At 38.9% G+C, this 21249-nt stretch carries 19 protein-coding genes; 3 read left to right on the top strand and 16 right to left on the bottom strand.

What is annotated here, in order from left to right:
• Nucleotides 1–37: 37 nt before the first annotated feature.
• The 4 genes from OKW21_RS07775 to OKW21_RS07760 form a co-directional block, all read right to left on the bottom strand.
• Nucleotides 38–1654, bottom strand: coding sequence for a RagB/SusD family nutrient uptake outer membrane protein (locus OKW21_RS07775; protein WP_277478851.1), 1617 nt, complete (start codon nt 1652–1654; stop codon nt 38–40).
• 19 nt (nt 1655–1673) lie between these two features.
• Nucleotides 1674–5117, bottom strand: a complete 3444-nt coding sequence (locus OKW21_RS07770; RefSeq protein WP_277478850.1) for a SusC/RagA family TonB-linked outer membrane protein — start codon at nt 5115–5117, stop codon at nt 1674–1676.
• A gap of 84 nt (nt 5118–5201) precedes the next feature.
• Complete coding sequence (locus OKW21_RS07765) at nt 5202–6185, bottom strand: FecR family protein (protein ID WP_277478849.1); 984 nt, start codon at nt 6183–6185, stop codon at nt 5202–5204.
• Between the two features lie 126 nt (nt 6186–6311).
• Complete coding sequence (locus OKW21_RS07760) at nt 6312–6920, bottom strand: RNA polymerase sigma factor (protein WP_277478848.1); 609 nt, start codon at nt 6918–6920, stop codon at nt 6312–6314.
• A 346-nt stretch (nt 6921–7266) separates the two neighbouring features.
• Between OKW21_RS07760 and OKW21_RS07755 the strand changes: the two genes are divergently transcribed.
• Together OKW21_RS07755 and OKW21_RS07750 are read left to right on the top strand one after the other, a co-directional pair.
• Nucleotides 7267–7854 carry a recombinase family protein gene (locus OKW21_RS07755; RefSeq protein ID WP_277478847.1) on the top strand — a complete coding sequence of 196 codons (588 nt, stop codon included), beginning with the start codon at nt 7267–7269 and terminating at the stop codon, nt 7852–7854.
• Entirely contained in the window at nt 7851–8108 is a 258-nt protein-coding gene (locus OKW21_RS07750; RefSeq protein WP_277478846.1) for a WGR domain-containing protein, read from the top strand. Before OKW21_RS07755 ends, OKW21_RS07750 begins: the two co-directional genes overlap by 4 nt.
• Before the next feature lie 64 nt (nt 8109–8172).
• Here OKW21_RS07750 and OKW21_RS07745 read toward each other — a convergent pair whose 3' ends face one another.
• The 4 genes from OKW21_RS07745 to OKW21_RS07730 form a co-directional block, all read right to left on the bottom strand.
• Nucleotides 8173–8679, bottom strand: a complete 507-nt coding sequence (locus OKW21_RS07745; protein ID WP_277478845.1) for a hypothetical protein — start codon at nt 8677–8679, stop codon at nt 8173–8175.
• 121 nt (nt 8680–8800) lie between these two features.
• Nucleotides 8801–9532: a PH domain-containing protein gene (locus OKW21_RS07740; RefSeq protein WP_277478844.1), complete on the bottom strand. Its 732-nt coding sequence runs from the start codon at nt 9530–9532 to the stop codon at nt 8801–8803.
• A 985-nt stretch (nt 9533–10517) separates the two neighbouring features.
• Nucleotides 10518–11183: a DUF4919 domain-containing protein gene (locus OKW21_RS07735; protein WP_277478843.1), complete on the bottom strand. Its 666-nt coding sequence runs from the start codon at nt 11181–11183 to the stop codon at nt 10518–10520.
• Nucleotides 11184–11313: 130 nt separating this feature from the next.
• Nucleotides 11314–12030 (bottom strand): hypothetical protein, encoded by a 717-nt coding sequence (locus OKW21_RS07730; protein ID WP_277478842.1) that lies wholly within the window; start codon nt 12028–12030, stop codon nt 11314–11316.
• 756 nt (nt 12031–12786) lie between these two features.
• On the opposite strand from OKW21_RS07730, the gene ltrA reads away from it, so the two are divergent.
• A complete protein-coding gene (gene ltrA, locus OKW21_RS07725) occupies nt 12787–14133 on the top strand; it encodes a group II intron reverse transcriptase/maturase (protein ID WP_420870135.1) in 1347 nt (448 codons plus the stop codon).
• Between the two features lie 14 nt (nt 14134–14147).
• Here ltrA and OKW21_RS07720 read toward each other — a convergent pair whose 3' ends face one another.
• The 8 genes from OKW21_RS07720 to OKW21_RS07685 all read right to left on the bottom strand — a co-directional run bounded on the left by OKW21_RS07720 (nt 14148) and on the right by OKW21_RS07685 (nt 20933).
• Nucleotides 14148–14672 (bottom strand): hypothetical protein, encoded by a 525-nt coding sequence (locus OKW21_RS07720; RefSeq protein WP_277478840.1) that lies wholly within the window; start codon nt 14670–14672, stop codon nt 14148–14150.
• 38 nt (nt 14673–14710) lie between these two features.
• Nucleotides 14711–16069 (bottom strand): IS110 family RNA-guided transposase, encoded by a 1359-nt coding sequence (locus OKW21_RS07715; protein ID WP_277478839.1) that lies wholly within the window; start codon nt 16067–16069, stop codon nt 14711–14713.
• 320 nt (nt 16070–16389) lie between these two features.
• On the bottom strand, nt 16390–17007 hold the full coding sequence (locus OKW21_RS07710; RefSeq protein ID WP_277478835.1) for a hypothetical protein: 618 nt from the start codon (nt 17005–17007) through the stop codon (nt 16390–16392).
• Nucleotides 17008–17086: 79 nt separating this feature from the next.
• Entirely contained in the window at nt 17087–17587 is a 501-nt protein-coding gene (locus OKW21_RS07705; protein WP_277478838.1) for an ankyrin repeat domain-containing protein, read from the bottom strand.
• A 160-nt stretch (nt 17588–17747) separates the two neighbouring features.
• Nucleotides 17748–18290 carry a hypothetical protein gene (locus OKW21_RS07700; RefSeq protein WP_277478837.1) on the bottom strand — a complete coding sequence of 181 codons (543 nt, stop codon included), beginning with the start codon at nt 18288–18290 and terminating at the stop codon, nt 17748–17750.
• A 47-nt stretch (nt 18291–18337) separates the two neighbouring features.
• Nucleotides 18338–19477, bottom strand: a complete 1140-nt coding sequence (locus OKW21_RS07695; protein WP_277478836.1) for a hypothetical protein — start codon at nt 19475–19477, stop codon at nt 18338–18340.
• A gap of 96 nt (nt 19478–19573) precedes the next feature.
• A complete protein-coding gene (locus OKW21_RS07690; protein ID WP_277478835.1) occupies nt 19574–20191 on the bottom strand; it encodes a hypothetical protein in 618 nt (205 codons plus the stop codon).
• 85 nt (nt 20192–20276) lie between these two features.
• Nucleotides 20277–20933, bottom strand: coding sequence for a DUF7003 family protein (locus OKW21_RS07685; protein ID WP_277478834.1), 657 nt, complete (start codon nt 20931–20933; stop codon nt 20277–20279).
• Between the last annotated feature and the right edge of the window lie 316 nt (nt 20934–21249).

The following is a 21249-nucleotide window of genomic DNA, read 5'->3' as shown; positions in this document are numbered from 1 at the left end:
TAGTAGTTCTATTAAAAAGCTTCATTTTGATTTGATCTTAATAACCAGGGTTTTGCGTCATTTCCGGATTGGTATCCATTTCATTTTGTGGAATGGGAAATAAATAATTTCTTTCCGGATAGAAGTTTCTGTTTTCTATTAAAACGTATTCCGTTTCCCAGCTTACTTCTCCTGTTTGAGAATTTACGGAACCTAACCGGCTTCCATACAAGGGACCATCCATTACTTTAGGGCCAAGGTCCCAACGAGCGACATCAAATAGCCTTAAACCTTCAAAAGCAAGTTCTACTCTACGCTCACGGCGTACCAGTTCTCTGGTAAGGGTTGTTGCCGGTACATGTCCTGCTCTAGCTCTCAATCGATTAATGTAATCAAGTCCTTGCTCCAGATTCTGTCCGGTTTCTACAGCAGCTTCAGCAAATGTCAGATACATCTCAGCCAATCTGATGACCATAATATTGGCATCATAATTATAAAATTCATCGGAAGATACAGGTTCCAGGTATTTTTTTACACTTTGTGCTGCCACTGTACCATTGCCTGCTCCCCGATAATCAGGGTTTTGGACAGATTCTCCATTTTCATTGATAATCTGAGGATCTAAAGGATTATAGTATCTCCCATTCCACCACTGTCCTGGATAAATAATTGTCATTTCTAAGCGTGGGTCACGATTTTCAAATGGATTTAAAGGATCATAAGTCGGATCCTCCTCAATGGTAAGTCCATTACTTGTCTCATAAGCCTCTACTATACTTCGTGTGGCATTCATTCCTCCAAAACCACCATCTCTGCCAAGGGAGTTATAGGCTGCAAGCCTGCTGAAATAGTTATTCTTGACATACTGAACTTCAGCTATTGACTCAGTATTGATGGCGTTATTTTCTCGCAAAAATAATCCTCTGTAATCCGGGAATAGTTCGTAAACTCCCATATCAATCACTGCTTTAGAGGATGCCATCGCTTCAGTATAATCTTCCATGTACAATTCCAAGCGTGCTTTTAATGCCAGGGCAGCTCCACTTGTGATATGGCCTTTGGATTCAAGCACATTTTGCACAGGAAGCACCTCACTTATCTCAGCTAATTCATCCAAAATAAACTGTTTAACTTCCAGAGCGGATGTTCTTGGTGGAGTATAATCAGCATCCACTAATTCTGTTACTAAAGGAACACCACCAAAAAGCATGACTTTATTGAAATAATCATAAGCTCTTAAGAAGCGAACTTCTGCTTTGTACTGCTCCTTTAAGGCAGCGTCCATGGTAATGTTATCTATTTTTGCAAGAAAATTATTGTACTTCCGAACCCGCTCATAGGTGAACCACTCATTGCCGGTTCCATAGGGACGCCCACCTTCGGTAACATTTGTAGGATCAACTTCACCATTTCCTTTTTTTCTATACCCCCACACATATTGTTCATATCCATTGTCGCTCATGGCATCATTATATAAGATATTAACATCATTTTCCCATTCTCTGTAAGCGCCTGCAAGGGCCAAATCAGCATCTTCTTCTGTTGACCAGAAAGAGGGATCTGAAAGTTGGCCAGTGGGAGTAACTGTCAGGAAGTCCTCGCCACACGAAGTGAGACCCAATGCTACTATGAGTATACTAAGGAAGTATTTTTTATAATTAATTATGTGTCGCATGGTTGTGGGTGTTTGTTTTTTAAAAATTAATATCCAGGCCAAGCATGTAGAATTTTACCTGTGGATAGCTGAGCCCTCCCTGACCGCCTGGGACCCCCAGGAAATCTCCGGGATTTGTTTCTGGATCATAGTTTCCGGGAAAGTTTCTGGCAAACGTAAATAAATTCTCACCACTGAAATATATCCTGGCTCTGGAGATGGCTATTGCGTCAGTCCAGGAAGATGGAAAAGTATATCCTAGCTGTATGTTCTTCAGCCTTATATAAGCTGCATCATGTACGCCAAATGAACTGAATGCTTCATTATGCATTCCACCAATGAGCGTTCTTGGAAAGTGGCCTTGTTGTACCACCTGTCCATTTTCTACGATCACTCGATCGAGATGCATCTTTTCAGCCTTACCTCCTATTTGAAAAGGCCACAGGATACGAGGCATTAGCCTTCTATAAATTCCATCTACACCTTGAATAAAGGTAGAAAAGTCAAAGCCTTTGTATGCTAAGCCCAGGTTTATGCCATAAGTGACTTCGGGAGTTGGGTTGCCAAGTACAATACGGTCGTCACCATCAATTATTCCATCATCATTTTGGTCTTTAAATTTTAAGTCCCCCGCCCTTACGTTAGGATGATGTACCGGGTTATTTAAGGCCTCTTCATCGGACTGAAAATAACCGATCCATTCATAACCATAAAATGAATCCCACGCTTCCCCTTCAATACGAATGGCTTGTCCGATGGTTGGATTGGCCAGCCGCTCCACTCTATTTTTATTGAATGAGCTATTGAGGGTGATGTTGTACTGAAAATCATTGATACTGTTGAAGTGTGAAACTTGTAGCTCAACACCATTATTGCTCATGGCACCAGCATTTACGGTGGGAGCAGGCAAACCAAACGTTTCTGAAACCGGAACGACGGTAAGAATATCATCAGTATACCGTTGATAGTAATCAGCCCGAATTGAAATCAGGCTGGAAAAAAGCTCAAGATCTAAGCCAAAATTCGTTTCAGTAGTTGTCTCCCAAGAAATGTTAGGATTGTTAGCGGTAGTTTGTGCTGCGCCGGGGGCTACTTCACCGCCAAAGGTATAATCCTGGCCTAAGTTAATTAGAGGTAAATAGATAAAATTATTGATCCTATGGTTACCAAGTGTACCCCATGATACCCTCAACTTAAGAAAATCCAGCCATCCTATATCAGCCAAAAATGGCTCTTCTGTCATGATCCAACCCGCAGAGAATGAAGGAAACCATCCCCACCGCTTGCCACTGGCAAACTTGGAAGAACCATCCCTGCGTAAATTTGCTTCAAGAAGATATTTATTGTCGTAATTATAATTTATTCTTCCAAAATAAGAACCCAGTGTTGATTCACTATCGGTTCCACTATTTGACATACCAACAGGAGATCCTGCATCAATGACAGTGAGTTGATTTGAAGGAAACTCTCTTCGGTACGCACCAGTAGACCTGAAGAGTTCGGATCTGCGAGAAATACCTAACAGCCCTCTTATTTCATGGCGCCCAAGTCTGTTTGCATATCTCAGTAGCGTGGTCAGATCAGTCACTGAATTGCGGATTAGGCTTTCTGAAACTGAATTGGGCCCTGAATATCTCCCGCTGCCATAGGTGAAGGAAGCTACATGATCTTTACTTTCATCAAAAATATAATCTACGCCAGCCTGACCTCTCAAAGAAAGTCCCTTTAGTAATTTGGCTTCCATAAACACCATTCCTACTGCCTGAGAAATATTCGCAGTAGTCTTGTTACCTGCCTCAATCCATGCATTTGGATTCCCACTGGGATGCTCTCCCGCCCACTGACCATCTTCATATTTATTAAGAAAAGTAGGGGGTATTTTATTGACTGCATCAAAAAAACGAGTCATTCCTCCAGACTGGGCTTCAGCGCCTTGTAAAGGACTTACAATGTTTTTACGCGATAATCCCGCATTTAAACCGATATCAAACCAATTATTGATCTTACTATCTAGGTTAACACGTACATTATAACGTTCACTATTTGTGTTTTCTATAAGACCTAGCTGCTCATTGTATCCAAATGAAACATTGTATCTAGAAGTAGAATCGCCTCCGGAAAATCTCAAATTATGGTTTTGGGTAAAACCAGAACCTTGCAATAATAAATCATACCAATCTGTATTTGGATAGTTATAAGGGTCTTCTCCTGTTTCAAATTTCCTAATCTCTTCTTCAGTATATCTTGGATTTTGCCCTGCATTAATATGCCCTTCATTTAATAATCTGGCATAACCCGCAGAGGATAAATATTCGGGAAGACGGGTAGCTTGCTGCCTGCCCACATAAGTATTGTATATTATTTCAGGTGAACCTGCCTTACCACGTTTTGTGGTAATCAATATTACCCCATTGGCAGCTCGTGTTCCATATATCGCAGCTGAGGAAGCATCTTTTAAAACACTAATATTTTGAATATCATTAGGGTTAATATTAGCCATAGAGGATTCCATTCCGTCAACAATCACCATAGGCTGGGCATTACCCATAGTCCCTATGCCTCTGATTAAAATGCTCATTCCTTCTCGCCCTGGTTGACCAGATGATTGTGTAACCGTGACACCTGGCATCTGTCCCTGTAATAAGGAAGCTGTACTGGTCGCCGGCCTTGAATTCAAATTTTTAATATTTACTGTTGACACAGCTCCAGTCAAATTCGCTTCCTTTTCCACCCCGTAACCTACTACCACAATTTCTTCCAATGACTGAACATCCGGCATCAATGCCAGGTTAATCACATTTTGTCCATTGATTTCTATCTCCTCAGTCACATAACCAATGGAGGAAAAAAGTAAAGTGCTGACTTCATCCGCCACCGTTAACCTATAGCTACCGTCTATATCCGTTACGGTCCCGTTAGTTGTACCTTTAGCTAGTACATTTACACCAGGTAAGGCGTCTCCATTTTCTCCATCCGTTACTTTTCCGGTAATGGTTTGTTCCAGTGATAACAGTGAAACATATCTTGAGCTTACCAGCTTATCCATGAGCTTTAACAAAGAAAGATTTTGCTCATCATCTCGTGCTGTCTTGTTTTGTAACTTGGAAGGCACTTCATTTTTTTCTTCAAAGATCAGGTACAAATCCTTTTCTATTTTTTCATACTGAAGCCCTAAAGGAGTGAGCAAAAGATCAAGTAGTTCATCAAGGTTAGTGGGTTCATTTACCTTATTTGTGGGATTTACTAACCTGTTACTCACCAGCTCACTGGCATAATTAAAATGGACTTTATACTTGATTTCCAACTCATTTAACATGGAAGCCAATGATTTTGAGTCTTGTCGACTTTCTAACAAATTGGTTGGTGTCTTTTCATCTACACTACTTTTGAGCGCAACTATCTCTTGAGCCGATACTGACAGTTGCACACAAGTGACTACTATCAACAGTAGTATTTTTCTAAAATGACGTACAAAGTATCTCATAAATAGTAAATTTGTATTTTGATAGAGTATTAGATTGTCAGCTTGCCTTTCCGGTTCCAACAGTCAGGCCACTGGCAATCTTTTTTATTTAGGTTTAATCCATATTTGTTTTCCTTCTTTTTCTATTTCCAGGTTAAAAGCTTTGTTTAACATCGTGAAAAGGGCTTCTACTTTATCCGTTGGTATGGTACCTGTAAATTCATAGGTGCTAATCTCTTCGTTGGCAAACTGAATAGTATAACCGTAATTGTCCTCCAGAATTTGTGCTATTTGTTTTAATGATTGACTATCAAAAGTGAGCAACTTATCCTTCCAGGAAGTACGAGTTTTGGTATCAATCAATTTCTTCTGGTACTGCTGGGTAGTGCTAGAATAAGCCACCAATTCTCCAGGTTCCATCAATATTTCCTGCTTTTCCTGCTCTGCTTTGAAATTTACTTTTACCTTACCTTCATTCAACACTACCTCGGTCGTGTTGCGGCGATTATTCACGTTGAAGCGGGTACCGAGTACTTCTATATCTACTTCGTCTGAAGTATTTACTGTAAATTTCTGGTGATCCAGAGTATGTACTACTGAAAAAAAAGCTTCTCCCTTAAGGTTTACTACCCTGGCTCCCGCCTCTCCCCAATCCGAATCATAGCTTAGAGTAGAATTATTATTCATTAGTACTTCAGAACCATCCGGCAAGGTAATTTCCAGCGTTTCACCATATCCAGTCTGATAAGTTACTGCCAGGCTCTGTTGATACAACAGGTAAAGCAGACTGCTAATCATAAGAAAACCAATAAAAACAGCAGCTATTTTTACTCCGTATTTGCTAAGAGGATGATTTTCTTTAGTCTTTCGTGCTTTGCTGCTGCGTTCAAGGATCACACTAAACTGCCTGTCCTTTTCTTTCTCTCCGATGGAAGGATAGGATTCTAGTTTAGCCCACACTTCATCCATTATATCCTGATAGTAACTGTCCTCTTTTTGGTGTTGTATTTGCACCAGAAGTTGTTCTACTTCTTCAGGACTGCATTCACCCTTGATGAATTTCTGAAATAAAGCTTTCTTAGGATCCACGCTAGTTAATTTTTGCTTTTGTACTTATAGTACTGCAATACAGCAGGGTGGTATTACAGTGCCCACAAAAAAAATTTGTTTTTTTTGAACAAGAAAAAGATGGAATAACAAACGAAGACGATTTAATCAGAGTAAAGTGCGGAATAAGTAAGAAAGGCAGATCACAATCTCAATAGTGAGGTCAGTATGTATTTTAAGATATTTGCGAATGGCATTCAAGGCTCGTGACATCTGTACTTTTACTGTATTTTTGGAAATACTTAAAGAAGTGGCAATTTCTTCATAACTCTTCCCATCGTGCCGACTTAACTGGAAGATGAGCTTCCTTTGTGACGGAAGTTTTTGAATAGCCTGATCAGCTAAAGTGATATACTCGACATAACTCATATGATCTTCTACTTGGTTATGAATTGTGGCTACAGAATACATGATCTCCTCTTTCAGCTGTTGATCCCGGGCAGCTTTCTTTAAAAAATCCAGCGTATGATTTCTAGTGATGGTATAGAGATAGGCACTCAAAGAAAACTCAGGGTTAATATTTTCTCTCCGAGTCCAAAATTTCACAAAAACATCCTGTAATAACTCTCGGGCAAGATCTTCAGATTTGACAAATTGAAGACAATAAAAATAAAGTTTGTTGTAGTATAAGTCATATACCTTTTTAAAAGCATTTTCATCCCCTTCTATCAACTGCTTAATGAGAGGCTGATCAATGTTTTTTATGGGTATTGACATAGGCAAGCTTTGTTCATTATTACAATTGTATTAAAAATAAATCATTATTTTAAAAATATTTAACTTTTAAAAGAAATATACTCTTCATTTTAAATTTTCATTGAAGGTACTCATTTACAAACCTCCCTTTTCTGCACTCCCCTCCTCCCCTTTTAAGCAGTTTTTCAAAACAGCAAAATAATGCTGGAAACGCAGATTTTTTTTTAGCCCATTGTGCAACAACTCAGCTTGTTAATCAAAGTACGGAAAGCTAGATATAGAACAGGCTTTTCATACTTTTCAGATCTCTTCTTTGTATCTTGCCATCACTAGTGAAAAGAATAACTAAACCAGATACTATTACCCTATGCTTATTGGATATGCTAGAGTCTCTACTATTGATCAGAATCTCAACTTGCAAAAAGATGCTTTAGAAAAAGCGGGGTGCGACCGCATCTTTGAAGATACCATCTCCGGAGCCAGAGCCGAGCGGCCAGGTCTTGACAAACTTCGGGAGCAGCTCAGAGCTGGAGACACTTTGGTGGTTTGGAGACTGGACAGATTAGGAAGAACACTTCGGAATCTGATTGAATGGGTCACCTGGTTAGAGAGTGAAGGTGTTTCTTTTAAGAGTTTGCAGGAATCTATTGATACCACTACTTCTGGAGGAAAATTGATTTTCCATATGTTCGGAGCTTTAGCGGAGTTTGAGCGTAATCTGATCCGGGAAAGAACTCAGGCTGGCTTATTGTCTGCTAGAGCCAGAGGCAGAATGGGTGGCCGCCCTCCTTCCCTGGATAAAAAGAAACAGAAGTTATTGGTTAAGCTCTATCATGATAAAGATCACAGCATTACTGAGATCCTGGAGATGTTCCATATCTCCAAGTCTACCCTTTACAAGATCGTTCGCCGGAATGCCGGCCATGAAAATCCACCGCAAAAGAAAGCCCCATGATTATCGCTTACCTGGAACGACATAATGACGAAAAGAACATGCACCGCTTCTATCGTCTTTCCCACAGCCCAACCTTGTTTGGTGACTATGCCCTCATTAGAGAATGGGGCAGATGCAGCAACAAACCTAGCTTTGGCAAACGAGGGCAGCGCAAAGAAGATTGGTTTGATCAAGAAGATCAGGCCCATCAGGCTGCGGAGAAGCTTAAACTTCAGAAGTGCAGAAAAGGGTATCAGCTGAAATTGAGAGGCTAAACTGCCAACGATAAATGTAGCGGCTGGCGAAGGCTTTAGCCGAAGCGATAGCTGCTACATTTTGTTAGGCACTGGCCTTTATTTTTTCAATTAAACGCTTTCCTTTTTCACCAGTGGGTAATAAAAATGCAAATGAATTTTTATCCCAAGGATCATGAATCAAATTCCAACAGATCTCAGATTTCTTAAATCTAATTGTAATCATATCTGGTGCACCAAAACCTTTACATGTTGCTTGCAAAAACTTTTGATTATCATAATTGATTTCCCATTCATCTTCTGCCAAAATTGCTTTTATTCTGCTTCGCACGATACACTTATCTTCAGATATACTTATTGATTTAAATTTTAATGCTTTTGACTGGAGAATGTAGATACCTGTTCCAAGCATTAATGCTGAAATTGGTAAGATAACCAATACTTCGCTCTTTGGTCCATTGATATCAATGATCAAAATGAAGCATGTTACAATTCCAATTCCTATCAAGAAGGTAGAAAAACCGTAATAATTAAGCCACTCTAGCGACCAAATTTTAAATTTCAATCTATCTGATTTTATCCAATCATTCATCTTCTGCTAGTGCCTAACGACCATTGCGAGCCGACGGCCCGGCTTTGTTTGCTTTTATTTTCCAAATTGCAATTTTCGTGCTTGGTGCTAGAGCTCTCAAGCACTTTTCAAACAGGGTTGGTTACTGCACACTGTTAGTAGCATTTTTTTCTTCCAACAGTTCTTCAAGAGCCATTCTGGGTAACTTATCAAATTTATCAGGATCTTCTAGACGGGACTTAATTTGCTCATATGTTAGATCGGAGAACTTTTTCTTCCAGTTATCTAATTGCAGTTGTCTATCTTGTTCTTGTTTTCCTATATCCGGATAATTATCTCTATAGCTAGCATTCATTGATGGCCAAAAAATATACCTTGTTTGAGTTGCTTCAATTGAAATTTGGTCGGAGGTCATAACCGTTGAGCTGATATTAAATTCTTTGTTATCCTCAGTGATGAACCGAAGATAAGAATAGTTTGACCACCCAGTTGAAAGTCTATTCTTATTTTGTTGATAAAGTGTCAAATATCGAATTACTCTTAACTGATCAAAGCGGTAATTAAACTCTTGATGACTTTTAAGAAATTGAAAAGCGACAACCTTATTGTCGTTATTGACTGTGACCTTTAAATTCCTATTTGCTAGAAAATGGGACAAGTGCACAATTGCCGTTGGTATCACATCAATCAACAAAAACACTCCAATCATTATCGGTGGACCAAATGTGATAGAAAATTCCCAGTCCTTCCCTTTGATGTAGTGAGCAAATGGAATTGCTATTAACATAGTTGCTGGAAGAACATAAAAGTGTATTCTCAAGTATTTAAGAGATTGATAAATTCCTTCTTTTGATATTTGGTAAGATTTCTTCAAAATTTAAATTGCTACGTAGAGTAGGCCCTGATAGCCCACCGTTAAACTTACTAAAAGATAGCAAATTCTGTAGACTATCAGTGACCCCATTTCATGGCGACCTTCACCAAACCGGACTTGAAGTTTTCCCTCATCCGGCGGGGCCGCCCCGGCTTACCGATGAAATTCAGGTTTAAGCGTGCATACATGTCTTCAAGTTTCGGTTTTGGTATTTAGCTATAACACCCCTCAACTTGTATCCCCATATTTGGCTCAAACTATAGCTCCTTTTAATCTCATCTGACACATTCGACTTGACAAGCAAGAAGGTTAACCGTATAGGACTAAGCCAGTATCAACTATCAATGAATTATATGAGCGCTTTCAAAGTAGGGCACCTTCCCTCCAACAGAGTTTTGTTGTCTCTGTCATCTACAGTACTATGTGCCCCTCCGACTTCTGACCTTCCCCCTTCTGCACTTCGTTATACTTATAGCAGAGAGTTGTAAGTGGCTATCTTACAGAAAATCAGATCTCCCACGTTTAATCCCATTCCATCTATAATCACGCTATCCCTAGGACTCCGGCAGTTTACTAAGATTCTTGTGACTGTTAATCCTCTTAGTATGGCAGGGTTCAAGCGGGTCTCGCAGACACCGTTAACACTCTCCCCAAACTACGGGTACACCTCTCGAAGCTACTATGGGTTGCGGGGGGCCGCCCCCACGCTTGCGCATTACAGCTTGATTATTTGAAAGAACAAAGCTTCAGCAATACCCTCACGGGCATGACTGTTTGTTTTTCTTCAAGGTGAACAGTCAATTACCTTGGGGGATTTTCACCCACTGGAATGGCACCACTTCGTGGCGCACTAACGACCGATGCAGAGCACGGCCCGGCCTAGTTTGCATTTATCTTTCAAATATCAATTTTCGTGCTTGGTGCATCTGACTTTCAATTGTTTTTTAATAGGGCTGGGCGCTGCATACTGTTACCCTTTGCCATTCTACTTATCAAACATTGTCTGAGATGCATGTTCAATGTTAAAGTATAAACTTGTTGAAGTTCCATCATCTGAAATGCATTCTAAAATATCGCAAAAGTTTGCTCCTTCGCATTCTCCAGATCCCATTTGCCCGATTTTTCCTCCCCAAAAATATTTTATCAACACTTGCCCATCGCTGGGTCCAAGCACAAAATAAGGATCTTCAACTGTTCCCTTCCCACTATATTTTATTGCACTTATAATCTTAAGAACCTTGGTGCGATCTAATTCAGCAGTTTCTAAATTCAATTTCCATGTACAATACCCTTTTTCTGTAAGGGCTGTAAAATTCAATGGATTAGTTTGGAGTAACATATTACAACTATCTAGTGCTATGTTATATTTCTTATCTGCAACCAACTGTAAAATATTTCTTTCTAGGTCTAGTTTGCTGTAGGGCTTATAATTTGGCTGAGATGTATATCCAATCATCATTATCAAAACTTCTACATCTGTCATTGAAGTGTCTGCCTTTTCAAATTTTTCTAGAAGTGATTGATAAAAATACTCTGAAGTAGAATCTTTTGTGACTTCTAAAAGGGGGGCAAAGTGTTTGTTATAATCGAAGTTTTGGCCAATTGCAGAAAGTGAGAATATTGAGAATAATAAAGTCAGAAGTCTATTCATCCTATATTTCTTGGTAGAGGGTAACGGTTGACGGTATGAAACGTTGAAACACAAACCATCAGTCCTCTAAGCCGTTGATTAAATGTTGTTTCGTTCAAATAACTTCCGCCCAATGTTTTATGACCGCGTGTTAGGTGCTGCCATTATTATGTTTTTTCAATCTTTTACCAATAAGAATGCTTACTAGAATTCCTATAGTAATTGTAGTTATCCAATTTATAGAGATTGCAGCAACTTCGAATCTATAACTTCTATCTAGTCCATATTTAATTGAGTAAAAGACAAATGAGAAAACCATTAATATGAATCCAACTATAAGAATCAATCGAATAATATTCTCTATTCGAGTTTTATTTGTAAAAATAAAAGACAGAAATAAAAACGATATACTCATTGTGATGTAGCCCAAATCTTCCATCGCTATGAATGTTCCATGTCCATTATATTGTGTGAGCAAAGCAATTCCTTCTGTCTCTCCTTTCATCATACTCATGGGGACAACTGAAAATTGAACGAAGTACGCAATCAATAAAACTGTGGAGGTAATAATAGCAAAAGCAATACTTAAAAGACTAAATAATTTATTACTATTCTGAGTCGTAAAGTGATTAGATACAATAAATATTACATAAGCAAATACTTGAAAAATTGCGAAATACATCCAATTGTAATCCCTTGGATAATATGAGAGAATATCCTTAAATGGATAATTCATACAATCACCTGGGCAGTATGGTCCTGCCGGAGGGACAGCTTTCATTGCAAATATCCATGTAATAATTGTTATTATAACCAATGATATGGCTGTGTAAAATCCGAATGTTAAAGTCCTTTTATCCTCATTCATGATTTTTAGAGCTTATATGTTAAATATCCTACATATGGACATGTTTTGTTCTGGTTGCACCTAACGGCCGGTGCGAGTAGCCGGCCCGGCTTTGTTTGCGTTTATCTTTCAGTTATCAATTTTACTGCTTGGAGATTTAAACTTCCAAGTACGTTTCAAACAGGGCTGGCTGGTGCACTTTGTGTGTGCCTTGAATGGTAAATATAGTTCTTTAAAAGGATGTCCCAAAGGGTGAAAGTTCTGGTGTAATGTTCACCAGGAAATAGTCCCGTAGGCGGGGGAGTCGTTACCCCAAGCTAAGCAAGTGGCAAGGTTGTTAGAGGTGACTCTGGAACTGAAGTAAGCCAGACTGCGGTGTTTGTACTGACGAACAGAAACTACATACCGAGGCTATGAGACCGGATAAGGTAGCACATCATACCGAAGTCCAAAACCTCTTAAATAGAGGATAGTGTCAAAATAGTAGATGTAGCAGCGATAAACACAAGGGTATTTACCTTACCAAGGGAGATCTCAAGCTTAGGCTTGAGAAGTCAGCAGAGGTCATAGTAGTTACTGGAAACGAGCTGTCACCGAATGGATAAAGGCAGAGGTCTCACAAGGTGATGAAGGGCCGAACGTTAAATTCGTCCTAAATGTAATCGGGAGGTTCACAGATTAAGAGTCTGCCAGCCCGGGGACAGGCGGGACAGGAAGTTAGAAGTAGTAAAGGATGATTGAAAAGGTTATTAACAGCGCGGCTGCCGCCGAAAGAACATACGGAAAGCATATCTCCAAGTCAGAGCCAATAAGGGCTCCGCAGGCGTGGATGGTATGACCGTGGATGATCTGCCTAAGTTCCTAAAGGGGCAACAGGATAAGATCGCTACAGCCATATGTAACGGTAAATATCTTCCTCAACCCATCCTGGGAGTTGAAATCCCCAAAAGTAACGGCAATAAACGTCTATTAGGCGTACTCACTGTCGTTGATCGTGTGTTACAGCAGGCGGTCAGCCAGGTGATAGGCCCAAAGTTCGAGCTTGAGTTCAAAGAACACAGTTACGGATTCAGACCTAATCGCAATGCTTTACAGGCAGTAAAGCAATCGCAGAAGTACATCAATGCAGGCCACCAACATATCGTTGACATAGACCTGAAAAGCTTCTTCGACGAAGTGGATCATTGTTTACTCCTACAGCTTGTTTACCGCAAGGTAAAATGCCCGCTCACTATACGCCTAATCCGCAAGTGGCTAAGGGCTCCCATTCAAATCAATGGAAGGCTAGTCAAGCGCAGAAAAGGCGTTCCTCAGGGTAGTCCACTTTCCCCAATCTTATCCAACATCATGCTTCATGAACTGGACAAGGAAATGGAGAAAAGAGGGCTCAAGTATGTCCGCTACGCAGATGACTTTAGTATCTATACAAAAAGTCAGTCTGAAGCTCGGCAAGTAGGAAACAGCATTTTCCTGTTCCTCAGGAATAAGCTTAAGCTGCCTATCAACCGACAGAAAAGCGGTATACGCAGACCTGTGAACTTTGAGATACTCGGCTACAAATATGTACCGGTATTCGAGAAGGGAGTGAAAGGACAATATCAGCTTACGGTAAGCGATAAGAGTTGGAAGTCCTTGAAAAGAGAGCTGAAGACTATCACCAAGAAAACCATACCTAGTTCTCTAACTGAGCGCTTAGTCAAGATTAAAGAGGTCCACAGAGGCTGGCTTAACTATTTCCGATTAGGCAATATACATAGCAGACTCAAAGACTTGGACAACTGGCTAAGAAGCAGAATCAGGTACTGTATCTGGCACGATTGGAAGAAACCCGAGAGGAAAAGGAAGAATCTTATCCGATTGGGTATCCGGTACGGTCAGGCATACGCCTGGAGCAGAACAAGAATGGGTGGTTGGGCAGTGGCACTAAGCCCAATCCTGAAAAACACAGTCACTAAGGCTAGACTCAGGAAAAGAGGCTTTGAACCAATGCTGGATTACTATCTGAAAATTACCCAGAAGTTTAACGAACCGTCCGGCGTGGAGCGCTCAGTACGAGACCCGTACGCTGAGTGGTGTGAGAGGCGCACTGGCAGTCAATTGACTGTCAGCCGTCTACTCAATTAGAGGCATACCATTTTTTAACTTATACCAAAACCAATTTCTCCTTTATAATCCCACTCATCCTCTTTCTTAAATAGGAATAGACTTCTAAACCCACATTCTACTCCACATCCATAATTTACAAAAATCACAGCCATATCTTTATCTTCGTTGAATGCAATTCTTGAAAATTCAATTCCACCAAAGATATTTGTAGAATCAAGAAGATGATACTCAAATTTAATATTTACATTATCAATTTTGATTTCAGGATATACTACCGAATCAGCTTTAATACTGCTTTCCTGAATTAATTCATGTATCAGTTCTTTCCACTCAGTTTGGTCTGCATGCTCAAGATTATAATCCTGTATTTCCTCAGCTAAATTTGTATTGATCTTCGTCTTCTGTATCAATAAGATATTTTTGCTTTTGGTAATCTCTTCCTGATTGTATTTAATAGATTCAAGGATTGCACTTTCTAAAATAGCTCTTTCATCATCATTACCATCATTGCATGCGCTGATCAAGCAAAGAAGAAGTATATACAATCCTTTTTTCATCTTGTGGTTCTGACTAACGTAAAATTTAGTGTTGATTATCAAGTAGTTACTATTCCTAATTCTTCATTAGTTAATCCAAATTTATCAATTTGCTTTCTGATCCTTTTGACCAAGCCCAGCTTTCTTTTCTGATCCAAGTAAAGGTATCCTTCCGGATTGACATAAGGCGCTCCTTTCACCACCATATTCCAGATAATTACCGCCAGTTTCCTGGCTGTGGCACTAATAGCTGATACTCTTCCTTTTCTGAAGTTAATGCGCTGAAAAAAGTCTCTTAATGGTGTAGAGTCCTTGAGATTTCCTATGGCATTAGCTGCATTCCGCAGGGCTATTTTCAGTCTGTTACTTCCTTTAGGAACTTTGCTGGATAGCAACTTTCCCCCACTCACTTTATTGTTCGGGGCTAGCCTCAACCAACTGGCGAAATGCTTAGCTGTGGGAAACTTTTTGATCCCTTCCAATCCTACTTCGCTCATCAGTGACAGTACAGTAGAATAACTCATGCCTTCAATAGCCAGTAAATCTGTGCCCTCAAACATCTGGTAGGATTTTAGATTCAGGTCAATGTCTTTCGGGGTATTCTTATTTATTCTTTTATGAGGTTTGGGTTCAATATGATGCTCTCTTTTATGGTCATCACTGCCTATGATCTCATCTAACTTTGCTGCTATCATTTTATCACATTCCTCAATCTTGAGTTGAAGATGGTCATACATTTCCAGTTCCTGCTGAAGGGCAAAAAGATAATCCTTCCTGCCATTGGACTGCAAAGCCCTGGCAATTTCCTCTTCACTCTTTCTGCAATTTCCATGGCGTAGGGAGGCAAGATTTTTAGGATTTGTTTCTCCAGCACAGACAGAGCGGATAATCAGCAGACCTGTAAGACCGCAGATGTCCTTCACCACTACATCAAGTCTAAGATTAAGCAGCCTTAGGTATTTCTGCATCTTCTTAGAGGTAGAAGCCGCTGAATGAAGCAAGTTGGCACGATGACGACAATAAGTTCTGAGTTCCTCAGTCTGACTATCGGGTAAAAAACTACTAGTGAGTAGACCAAGGGTATGTAGCTTCTGTATCCACTGACAATCCATAACGTCACTCTTTTTACCTTTAATATTCTTGGTGAACTTCCCGTTACAGAGGATGACATGGAATCCCTTTGAAATTAGAACTGCATACAAGTTTTGCCAATATGTGCCCGTGCTTTCCATTGTAATAGTTTTGATGCGATTCCCTTTTAACCACTCTGCCATAGCGAAAAGGTCCTGATTATAGACCCCAAATTCACGAACATCCTGTTCGGATTGACCAACAGCCACCCAGTGAGAGCGACTACCTACATCAATCCCTGCTGCATAAGGATTGACGACTTCCATAGAGATAGATTCCTGTTCCATGACACATAATTTTTAAGCTCTAAGGAGATGTGCTTTTGGCAAGTAAATATTCTGAACGGGGTTGCTGTAGCCAGCACCGCCACTGAAGTAATCGCAAACATCTCAGCCAGGATTGCGCTCGTGCTTTCAAGTGGAGCAACAGTTTAAAAATCGGCCTTACAAAGAGCTTTACCAATTTAAGAAAAAGTTGGATAGCGTACTCGTTAGCTTTAGAAGTAAATGTTTCAATATATGGGGGATAGCAGGTAACGTTTGCGCAGCCGCCGACGAAGGCTTTAGCCGAAGTATGGTGGCTGAGCGCTGTTGTAAGCAGGCTTCTTTTATTCCATCAAATTACGGATCAATACAATTGCTTCATTCTTAGAAATTTCTACTGATGGAGATAAAGGTATCCCCTCTGATAAAATTTCACTTACTCCTGTTCCACATATGTACAAATCATTTTCCTCAGCATATTGCAGCATACTATCTAATTTTATCTTATTTGTTAAGTACTTCTCCTCAGTAGCTATTGTGTCAATTTCTGCCAAATAATTTTGACCCTGAAAATTATATTCCAGCATCAAAAACGATTGTAAGTTTGAAGGAATTTTTCTGTAATAGGAATCCGATTCTGAAATTATACCTGACTCTTTAGAAGAGGTTATAATACTTTTTACAATCATTAAGCTATCACTTACATTATTTATTAATGTTTTTCTCATGGTCACATATTTACCTTCAGCAGTATCAACTTTTTGTGGCAAATATTTTCGTTTCCCACTATGGTATTCTATGTAGTATTCTATTGTATCAATTTCCCATGAGTCATTTATTGGTTGCAAACCTAATTCTGTTCTCAATGAGTTTTGTACATGAAAATCTGTCTCATATTGAGCTTCCTGCTTACAGGAAATCAATATCACTACTAATGAGATATAAATAAATTGTTTTACCATGCTTGCTTACAACGTTGGCGCAGCGGACGGCGAAGGCTTCAGCCGAAGCTGCCCGCTGAGCGTTGTTGTATGCTGGCTTTTATTTTATTAATTCATTGATCTCTTTCCCATAGATGCTTTTCGCCATATCATCTGGGCTTCTATCATATTTGTTTTTATGCTGCGGATCAGCTCCACTGCTCATTAATAATTTTACTATTTCAAAGTCACCTTTGGCATTGAAAATTGCTGTCCAAAGAGGCGAATTCCCATGTGAATCTATCAGGTTTGGATCAGCATGATTTGTCAACAATAGTCTGATTACTTCTTCATTTTTTTCCTGAGTAGCAAAATGCAATCCAGTATATCCGCTTTTATCTTGTTGATTGACATGAGCCTTATGTTCAATGAGCCAATTCAGTAATGCAAGCTTGTTATAAAATGCAGCCCAAATCAGCAATGTTCTTTTATCTGGATCGTAAGCATCTATTCCATGATTTTTAACCAATGATTTGATTGTATTGAGATCTTCAAGTTCTACTGCTGAACTTATCTGAACCAGATCTTCATGTACTTTAAATGGTCTTCCTCCTTTTCCCATTTTAATTAGCTAGCATACAACGTTCAGCATATGGCTTGAGGCGGTTTTAAATGCACTCTTCTGCCTGCTGGAACCAAAATTTGTTTTGTACAACACCCTTTGAATTAAGCTTTTTACCCACCATAAGCTATATGCATTGTTGTAGTGCGTTTTACTTCATTTAGTAAAAAATGAAATCTCCGATTGTAGTCTTAAAAGTTGTGGTTATGTTTTCCTCTAGTTCTTTTGACTTTTTTTGATAAAATTTGATGAGTCCCACTAGCCTTTTTGCAGATTGATCATCTTTACCTTTTTCTAACTTGAAAATGAGCTTCCATATATTATGGGCTAGTTCATTCGACTGAATTAAACAATCCATTTTTGTTTTGTCGGTAATTGTATTGTCGTCCAAAATTGTTCTATTCATGATGGTTAAATTAAACAACATTAGCTTATTGAACAGTATTTTGTATTCAATTGATTTATCCGTCAGCCACTCAATCGTCTCTGAGAAGGTCATTTTTTTACATTTTAGACTTTCAATGAACTTCGTAGTTTCTCCATTCCAGTAGCACTTTTCACATCTTCCATTTCTGAAAACATGCTGACAATTGTCATATCCATAAAGAAAATGGGAGCAGTTTGGACAAAGCTTTCCCATTCTCGATGTATCTGCATAATATTCACTGTAACACTCATCACAAATTCTGATTTCTTTTTTCATAACATAATGCACTACAACGTTTAGTGTAAAATGCGTTTTAATGCATTTTACACATTGTTAGGGAGCGTGTTATGTCTTTTCGTTTTATTTGTCGAGTAATTCTCAGGAATTCTATTTATCAACTCTGTATTTACATTCAGTAGTTGTGAGGCTTTTTCATTGGTTACGCAATTCTTTTTAAAATATTCGACTATTACTATCCATGCAAAACTTTGGGCCTCAATCGTAAGACTTCTCGACATATTAAATGATAATTTACCAAAACTATGTGCAGAGGTTCCCCGCAGAGCAAATAAGTCATAGTAATAATCCAAATAGGATTTCCCAACCATCTTGAATTGTTCATCAGGTTCCAAATTTATATTACTTCTCCATCTATCTTTTACTTTTTTGATTTTAGCTGGAGTGTTTCTGTCACCTGGTTTTCCAAGAATAGCTTCGACTGAACGTGTTGCTTGAACAATTGCCGCTTCCATTTTGGGAATCATAGCAGCACGTTCCCATATTTCTGGTTCGTTATCAAGATGTTTTCTATAATGCTGAGGAGTTAATGCACATATTTGACAGAACTCATGATTCTCTTTTGCTGCAATAATATTTTGCGTAGCAACATAGTATTTGTCATCACTAAAAAGTAATTCTATTAGATTTAGAATTCCTTTAAAGTCGTTTATGCTCTGGATACACATGCTATTCATTGAATAGAATCTGTCTTTTAAATAGTGCTGTTTTTCTTTGTCTTTTTGGTTGTTAAAACGGTAAATCCAATCATATCCAAATCGATGGGAGTGTTCAAGTTGACTACTTATTGTGAAAGCTATCTCAAGAATTGAAGTTGCAGTTTTCCATAAATCATTTTCCTTTACTTCTGGTGAAACTTCAACTATTAATAAAGATTCAGTATCATCTGCATATGTCCATGTATAAAATTTTTCATGACCAATATCTAATAAGTGAATAAAATCTCCTTTACTCAAGACTTCATCATTATTAAAAGCAATTCCTTCTACAATAGCATGATTTAAAACAAGATTTGGAGCATTAATAGGGTTTTCTTGATAGTATTTATTCCTTATTTCTTCTTGATCCTTCAAAAAAGTAAGAAATAATTCTGAGAATTTTTCTTCATCATTGTCTATGTAAGAAGCGATCTCTTTTATCCTTTCCTTATCATATTTAGGTTTCATCAGTTGATTTTTTTATGCTCCCTAACGTTTGCGCAGCCGCCGACGAAGGCTTTAGCCGAAGTATGGTGGCTGAGCGCTGTTGTAAGCAGGCTTCTTTTATTCCATCAAATTACGGATCAATACAATTGCTTCATTCTTAGAAATTTCTACTGATGGAGATAAAGGTATCCCCTCTGATAAAATTTCACTTACTCCTGTTCCACATATGTACAAATCATTTTCCTCAGCATATTGCAGCATACTATCTAATTTTATCTTATTTGTTAAGTACTTCTCCTCAGTAGCTATTGTGTCAATTTCTGCCAAATAATTTTGACCCTGAAAATTATATTCCAGCATCAAAAACGATTGTAAGTTTGAAGGAATTTTTCTGTAATAGGAATCCGATTCTGAAATTATACCTGACTCTTTAGAAGAGGTTATAATACTTTTTACAATCATTAAGCTATCACTTACATTATTTATTAATGTTTTTCTCATGGTCACATATTTACCTTCAGCAGTATCAACTTTTTGTGGCAAATATTTTCGTTTCCCACTATGGTATTCTATGTAGTATTCTATTGTATCAATTTCCCATGAGTCATTTATTGGTTGCAAACCTAATTCTGTTCTCAATGAGTTTTGTACATGAAAATCTGTCTCATATTGAGCTTCCTGCTTACAGGAAATCAATATCACTACTAATGAGATATAAATAAATTGTTTTACCATGCTTGCTTACAACGACCGATGCAGGCCCTGGCCGCAGCGTAGCGAGGTCGGGCTTGCATTTTGTTGGCATGCGTTTTTAATTCAATTATTCATCAAAGTATTTTGTCCAATTGCTCCAATGTGTATTCGAGGCTATTCTAGGGAAGTACTCTTCCACCTTGCCACTTTGCAAAACCTTAGCTATCATTCTAATACTTTCCAGTTCAGTCAGTTCCTCATCTGGTTGTGGATGGTACCATTCCTCTAAAGTCAATATCAGTTGTAATTCTTCTTGTATATTACTTTTTACATCTCTTTGATCTAAAAAAAGAATTTCTCTGTGGTTATCTACTAAGAAACGTAAGACATCTATAAGCCGAAGCTTTTCGCCGTTACGTGAGGAATTCACTAATTCGCTAATGTTAATAGCTCTTCCTTTGACTACTATCTCCTCTATATTCTCAGTAAGATACATTTTGTTACCGATCCATGTAAAAGTCTCATCAATATTGTCAATTATGGGAAAAGAATCACCTTGAACAAGGAAATTTTTTAGTCCATTTCCTACATAATACACTTCATTGGTAGCATCTGCCATCTTAAAATTATCACAAATCACTTCGGTAGTAATTACCCATTTTTTCTCGCTTCTGAAACAATGAAGTCTGGCACCTGCATATTCACAATAGACATTTGTAAAGTCGGGAAATCCGACTGGAAATTCACCAGCAATTGTAGCTAATATTGTTGCAGTATCATACATATTCTACATTACGATCAGTCATATTCTATTCAATGCATGCCAACGGGGCGCGTGCAGGCGCTATCCGGGTTTGTTTGCTTTTTTCTTCAGTGTATCAATTTTCGTGCTTGGAGCTTCTTATGTTCTGGTTCACTTTAAACCAGGATGGCGCTTGAACGTTGTTGTGCTCTCTTGCTTCTTCACCGGCGTGCGGCTGGACATCCTGTGGTGCTGGCCAGTCCGGTTTTCTCTTCACAATGCTATTCAACTTTCTTCACCATCCTTGCGCTTTGATGTTCCCTTCCTCCAGCGATCATCTTTCCCTCACAGCTCGCGC

The sequence above is a fragment of the Catalinimonas alkaloidigena genome (assembly GCF_029504655.1).
GTDB lineage: Bacteria > Bacteroidota > Bacteroidia > Cytophagales > Cyclobacteriaceae > Catalinimonas > Catalinimonas alkaloidigena.
This window is presented reverse-complemented; position numbering and strand designations above follow the sequence as displayed.